This window comes from Pseudomonas sp. EB271-G4-1, assembly GCF_058791355.1.
The window spans coordinates 1-5552 of the sequence record NZ_JBYTEO010000127.1; the positions used below are offsets into that span (position 1 = coordinate 1).

General features: G+C 60.9%; 4 protein-coding genes. 3 read left to right on the top strand and 1 reads right to left on the bottom strand.

Annotation, left to right across the window (positions count from 1 at the left end; genetic code table 11):
* Window positions 1-113 precede the first annotated feature (113 nt).
* On the bottom strand, window positions 114-1070 hold the full coding sequence (locus AC3WWR_RS30645; RefSeq protein WP_080725407.1) for a LysR family transcriptional regulator: 957 nt from the start codon (window positions 1068-1070) through the stop codon (window positions 114-116).
* A gap of 388 nt (window positions 1071-1458) precedes the next feature.
* Between AC3WWR_RS30645 and AC3WWR_RS30650 the strand changes: the two genes are divergently transcribed.
* The 3 genes from AC3WWR_RS30650 to AC3WWR_RS30660 all read left to right on the top strand — a co-directional run bounded on the left by AC3WWR_RS30650 (window position 1459) and on the right by AC3WWR_RS30660 (window position 4852).
* Window positions 1459-1788 carry a DUF485 domain-containing protein gene (locus AC3WWR_RS30650; RefSeq protein WP_020800907.1) on the top strand — a complete coding sequence of 110 codons (330 nt, stop codon included), beginning with the start codon at window positions 1459-1461 and terminating at the stop codon, window positions 1786-1788.
* Complete coding sequence (locus AC3WWR_RS30655) at window positions 1785-3434, top strand: cation acetate symporter (protein WP_033045241.1); 1650 nt, start codon at window positions 1785-1787, stop codon at window positions 3432-3434. The genes AC3WWR_RS30650 and AC3WWR_RS30655 overlap by 4 nt, the downstream gene beginning before the upstream one ends.
* A 167-nt stretch (window positions 3435-3601) precedes the next feature.
* A complete protein-coding gene (locus AC3WWR_RS30660; protein WP_020800833.1) occupies window positions 3602-4852 on the top strand; it encodes an OprD family porin in 1251 nt (416 codons plus the stop codon).
* Window positions 4853-5552: the final 700 nt, after the last annotated feature.

Genomic DNA, 5552 nt, shown 5'->3' on the forward strand with positions numbered 1-5552 from the left:
AAGGCCCGCGAAGAGGCCGAGCACGCGACCCAGACCATTGAACAACTGGCCTTTCGCAATGAACGAAACTCACGCCTGATCGTCAAGAACGGTTGAATGCGTTAACCCAGGATTCAGGGCGACGGCAAGTACGCCATCACACGGGACTCGCCCATCAGCAGCGGCTGATTGAGTTCCGCGCAGGCACGCAAATAGTCGGCTACCAGAGTGATCCGCTTGAGCTTGCGCAGATCCTCGCTGTAGTACATCCAGAACTGTCGAGTGACCTCGACCTCATCCGGCAGCACTTCACACAAGCGCGGGTCGGGACCGGCGAGGAAGCAGGGCAAAATGGCCAGCGCGCGGCCTTCCAAAGCCGCATGGTACTGGGAGACTACGCTGGTGCTGCGCAGGCGGCTGTGCGCGCCGGGCAGCAGGTCGTTCAGGTAGAGCAGCTTGAAGCTGAAGGCCAGGTCCTCGACATAGGTCACGAACGGGTGACTGGCCAAATCCTCGCTGCTGGTAATCGGTGGATGATCGGCCAGGTACTGCGGTGTCGCATACAGGCGCAAGCGATAGTCGCACAGGCGCGAGCACACGTAGGGCCCCCGTTCAGGACGCTCCAGGGTGATGGCGATGTCCGCCTCGCGTCGCGACAGGTTGACGAAGTGCGGGACCGGCAGGATGTCCACTGAGATGTGCGGATAGTGGATGATGAAATGGCTCATCTGCGTGGTGATGAAACAGGAGCCGAACGCTTCGGTACAGCCGATGCGCAAATGCCCGGCGAGCCCCGCGGTGGTTCCCGATACCTGCTCGCACGCTGCCAGCAATGTACTTTCCAATGATTCGGCGTGACTGATCAGGCGTTGCCCCTCGACCGTCATGACAAAACCCGACGCACGGGACTTCTCGAAAAGCAGTGCGCCAAGGCTTTGCTCAAGGGCGCGGATGCGCCTCGACACCGTGGTGTAGTCGACCCCCAGGCGGCGTGCTGCGCCACTGGCGGTGCGCGCACGGGCGACCTCGAGAAAGAAACGCATATCGTCCCAATTCACTTGGTTTTGCGTTGTGCGATTTTGCATATTCATCAGGCTTTTCTGCCAATTCTTATTGGAAATTAGCCAACATATACTCGCATCCAGCCTGGTTTTACCAGCAGCATTTCGCAAGCGGAAAGGCCCTGATTTCAATCAGGGCTGACGGCCTGAATGCAGGCTCAAAAGCCTGTTTTCAAGGCAAAAAAAGGCAACTGCGCGGCAGTGCAATCTGTCGCATTCGTACCCACCGCGGGTTCATGCGGCGGGCCCACTGTTGGCACCCGATTTCGCCATCAACATCCCCTCGCCTCCGGAAGATCGCCAGGGCAGCAACGACTCCAGCAGCATTCAGGTGACGCTCCGTTTCGGAACGTCGCCCGGGTACCCGTACGCCCCTCAAAAGGCCGACAAACAACAATTAAAAAAGCGGAGCCTCACGATGACGACTGACCATCCGAACCATGTCCAGATCTGCGCCCAGGTCAGGGCCAATCCCAACTTCCAACGCCTTACGCGCCAGCGTTCGCTGCTGGCCTGGTCCCTGAGCGCCGTGGTCCTGGCCGTTTATTACAGCTTCATCATGGTCGTGGCCTTTGCACCCGCCTGGCTGCACTTGCCAATGTACGACGGCAGCCACCTGAGCCTCGGGATGCCGATTGGCGTGGCGATTATCCTGCTGTCCTGGTTGTTGACCGCCTGGTATGTGCACACCGCCAACACCCGCTTCGACGCGCTCAGCGCGCAGATCCTGCAGGAGACCCGCGCATGAAACCCCTACTCGCCCTGCTCGCCTTCAGCCCCTTGCTGGCCACCGCCGCCCCCATCACTGCCGAGAAACAACCGCTCAATGTGCATGCCATCGGCATGTTCTTCGTCTTCGTCCTCGCCACTTTGCTGATCACCTGGTGGGCGTCCCGTCGTACGCGTTCCGCTGCCGACTTCTACAGCGCCGGAGGCGGTATCACAGGCTTCCAGAATGGCCTGGCGATCGCCGGGGACTACATGTCTGCCGCCACGTTGCTGGGGCTCTCGAGCCTTGTGTTCACCAAGGGCTATGACGGCTTCATCTACATCATCGGCTTCTTCGTCGGCTGGCCCATCGTCACCTTCCTGATGGCCGAGCGCCTGCGCAACCTGGGCCGCTACACCTTCGCCGACATCGTCTCCCTGCGCCTGGACCAGACTCGCGTGCGCAGCTTCGCCGCCCTCGGCTCGCTGACGGTGGTGTGTTGCTACCTGGTGGTGCAGATGGTCGGTGCCGGCCAACTGATCAAGCTGCTGTTCGGCCTCGACTATCGTACGGCGGTGGTGGTGGTCGGTCTGCTGATGCTGGTCTATGTGATCTTCGGCGGCATGCTGGCGACCACCTGGGTGCAGATCACCAAGGCGGTCCTGCTGCTGGCGGGCGGCACGACCCTGATGTTGATGGCCCTGAGCCGCTTCGGCTTCAGCTTCGAGACGCTGTCGGCCCAGGCCGTAGCGGTGCATGCCAGCGGCGTGCAGATCATGGGCCCGGGCACCTTGCTGGCCGATCCGGTCAACGCGGTGTCACTGTCCCTGGGCCTCGTCTTCGGTATCGCCGGCCTGCCGCACATCCTGATGCGCTTCTTCACCGTGCCCAATGCCAAGGAGGCGCGCAAATCGGTGTTGTTTGCCACGGTGTTCATCGGCTTTTTCTTCCTCGTGGTCTGCATCCTGGGCTACACCGCCATCGTCATCGTCGGCACAGACCCGCAGTACTACGTCGACGGTAAGCTCGGTGGTGCCATGATAGGCGGCGGCAACATGGTAGCCATGCACCTGGCCAAAGCGGTGGGCGGCAACCTGTTTCTGGGATTCCTTTCCGCCGTTGCCTTCGCCACCATCCTTGCAGTGGTAGCCGGCCTGGCCCTGGCCGGCGCCTCGGCGATCTCCCACGACCTGTATGCCTCGGTATTCAAGAAGGGCAAGGCGGACGAGAAGCAGGAAATGCGCGTGTCGCGCATCGCCACTGTCGGCCTGGGCATTGTCGCAATCTCCCTGGGGATTCTGTTCGAAGGCCAAAACATCGCCTTCCTGGTCGGCCTGACGTTCGGCATCGCCGCCTCGGCAAATTTCCCGGTACTGATCATGGCCATGTACTGGGGTGGCCTGACCACCCGCGGCGCCCTCTACGGCGGCTTGACCGGCCTGGTCAGCGCCCTGGCGTTGGTCATCGGTTCGCCGTCGGTGTGGGTCGGTGTACTGGGCCATGCCCAGGCGATCTTCCCCTACGACCAGCCGGCACTGTTCTCCATGCCCCTGGCCTTCCTGGTCATAGTGGTGGTGTCCAGGCTGGACCGCAGCGAGCGTGCCGATCGTGAACGCGCGGCCTATGCCGATCAGTTCGTGCGCGCCCAGACCGGCCTGGGCGCTGCCATGGCCAGCAGTCACTGACGCTGCAGTGTTTCCGGGGCCAATGCCTCGAGCGCGAGTGCGCCCCTTGGCTTCGCGCTTTTTTACGCCCGCCCTGCGCCGCCCGGCCAGGGCACCGCCAACCAGCCTTCCCTCCACCGGCCACGGCCAGTGCGGGATCGGCTTGCCCATAACAACAAGAGACAAACATGAAACCTACCCTTTTCAGTCTATTCCTCGCAGGCACCAGCCTTGCCACCCAGGCCCATGCGGACTTCATCAAAGACAGCAAGGCCAGCCTGGAGCTGCGCAATTTTTACTTCAACCGAGATTATCGTCAGGCCAACGCCGCCCAATCCAAACAAGAGGAATGGGCCCAAGGCTTCCTGCTGCGCTATGAATCGGGCTTCACCGAAGGGTTGATCGGTGTCGGTTTCGATGCCATCGGACTGGTCGGCGTCAAGCTCGACTCCAGCCCTGATCGCGCAGGTTCCGGCCTGCTCAAACGCCATCGCGACACGAGCAAGGGTGCGCAGGACGAGTACGGCGAACTGGGCCTGACCGCCAAAGTGCGCGCCTCCAAAAGCACACTGAAACTCGGTACGTTGCTGCCGAAGCTGCCGACGGTACTGGCTAACGATTCACGGTTGTTGCCGCAAACCTTCAAGGGCGGTCAGTTGACGTCGCTGGAACTCGAAGGCCTGACCGTGGACGCCGGGCGCCTGACGCAGGTCAATCAGCGCGACTCCTCGGACTACGAGGACATGGGCATCACCCGAACCGGCGCCAAAGGCATCACCACACGTCACATCGACAGCGACCGCTTCGATTTCGCCAGCCTGAACTACAAATGGACCAGCAACCTCGCCACCGGCTATAGCTACGGTCACCTCGACAACTTCTACAGCCAGCACCTGGTCAACCTGACCTACGTGTTGCCAGTGACGACCGGCCAGTCGTTGAAGACGGATCTGCGCTTCGCCCGTTCAACGGACGATGGGGGCAGCAATGTCGATAACAACGCTATTGGCGCAATGTTCACCTATAACCTTGGTGGGCATGCGTTGGGCCTGGGTTATCAAGGCATGAGCGGCGACACCGGCTACGCCTACGTCAACGGCACCGACGCCTTCCTGGTGAACTTCGTGCAGATTGGCGACTTCGCCAGCAAGGACGAACAGTCCTGGCAGGCGCGCTACGACTACAACTTTGCGGCCATTGGCGTGCCGGGCCTGACCTTCATGACCCGCTACCTCAGCGGCGACAACATCGATCTGGGCGCAAACCGCCCGCAAGGCAAGGAGTGGGAACGGGATACCGACATTGGCTACGTCGTACAGAGCGGGCCGCTGAAAAATGTCGGCGTGAAGTGGCGCAACGCGACGGTGCGCTCGACCCATTTCGGCAGTGACCTGGATGAGAATCGACTGATCCTCAGCTATACCCTGGCGCTCTGGTAAATCCCCCCCGCCACTCGGTGCCTCGCTGGGGTTCGGCATGCCCTCTCTCCGGCCATCGTGGTTAACGGGGCGCTCGCGATCAACAGCCAAAGCGAGGCGGCCTTAAAGCCGACCTGCTTTTGGTGATGCCTGTGTTTTGATCGTTCCCACGCGCAGCAAAGGAATGCCGCCCGGGACGCTCTGCGTTCCGCTGACGACGCGTTAATTGAGCCGTTCGCAGCGGTGATGCGAAGCGTCACAGGAAGCCCTGTGTGAAATTGGTTGCCTGCGTACATATCCATTGCTGCGGTAACGGCGGCTTTGATCGTTCCCACGCTCTGCGTGGGAATGCCGCCAGGGACGCTCTGCGTTCCACTGACAACGTATTAATTGAGCCGTGCGCAACGTTGATGCGGGGGCGTCACAAGAAGCCCTGTGTGAAATTGGTTGCCTGCGTACATATCCATTGGGTAACGGCGGCTTATGGTTTGATCGTTCCCACGCTCTGCGTGGGAATGCCGCCAGGGACGCTCCGCGTTCCACTGACAACGTATTAATTGAGCCGTGCGCAACGTTGATGCGGGGGCGTCACAGGAAGCCCTGTGTGAAATTGGTTGCCTGCGTACATATCCATTGCTGCGGTTACGGCCACTTATGGTTTCGCTTTTACAGCGACTCCCTTTTTCAAACGCCAAAAAGGAAGCAAAAGGCTTTGCCCCAC

Coding starts and splice junctions, on each gene's coding strand:
- AC3WWR_RS30645 (WP_080725407.1), bottom strand. CDS start 1,070: ATGAATATGCAAAATCGCACAACGCAAAACCAAGTGAATTGGGACGAT.
- AC3WWR_RS30650 (WP_020800907.1), top strand. CDS start 1,459: ATGACGACTGACCATCCGAACCATGTCCAGATCTGCGCCCAGGTCAGG.
- AC3WWR_RS30655 (WP_033045241.1), top strand. CDS start 1,785: ATGAAACCCCTACTCGCCCTGCTCGCCTTCAGCCCCTTGCTGGCCACC.
- AC3WWR_RS30660 (WP_020800833.1), top strand. CDS start 3,602: ATGAAACCTACCCTTTTCAGTCTATTCCTCGCAGGCACCAGCCTTGCC.